A 724-nucleotide genomic window follows, 5' to 3' on the forward strand; every position below is an offset into this window, starting at 1 on the left:
TGACTAGTCCTAAATAATCGATACAGATTTAATTAGACAAAAATATTTAATTAAGCACCTGCAATAAGTTTTTTGCAGGTGTTTTTTCTTTTATAGGTTTTCATTTTTATTTTATCCTGTTCATGCATCTGGCTTGGGGTGAGCATATAGTTAGAATAATGAGGTCTGAGTTCATTATAGATACTTATCGCTTCCTTTATTATTTTGTTTTTAATATCCCTGTTCTGAGTATGCTTATCAATGAAGAATTCATGTTTTAAAATTCCATTAATTCTTTCTGCCACTGCATTTTCATACGGATCTGAGTTTTGCGTCATACTGCATAATACTTTGTTTTTGATTAGCTCTTTCTGATATTGGTCTGCACAATACTGCAGTCCGCGGTCAGAATGGTGTATTAAAGGCATAGCATTATTTCTTCTTTGTTTTAAAGCCATTTTTAAAGCTTTCAAACTGTTCTCTGCATTGAGATTTTCAGCTGTATAATACCCCATTATTTTCTTTGAGTATGCATCTGTTATCAAACTTAAATAACAGGGATTATCTCTTTTTCCGACATATGTAATATCGCACACCCAGACTTGTTCAGGACGATTTATTACTAAATCTAAAATTTGATTCTCATGCTTTTTAAAGCGATGATGAGAGTTTGTTGTTATATGGTAGCTTCTTTTGGGCTGTATCAATAAGTGATTAGCCCTGAGTATATTAAAAAATTTATCTC

General features: G+C 31.8%; 1 protein-coding gene. It reads right to left on the reverse strand.

All coding sequences use genetic code 11. The annotated features are described in order from the left end of the window. Nucleotides 1–50: 50 nt before the first annotated feature. Nucleotides 51–724, reverse strand: a 674-nt coding sequence (locus FLAPXU55_RS00080) for an IS3 family transposase (protein ID WP_180855861.1), incomplete at its 5' end; no start/stop codon positions are given.

The sequence above is a fragment of the Flavobacterium panici genome, from assembly GCF_903819335.1.
In the GTDB taxonomy this organism is placed as follows: Bacteria; Bacteroidota; Bacteroidia; order Flavobacteriales; family Flavobacteriaceae; genus Flavobacterium; species Flavobacterium panici.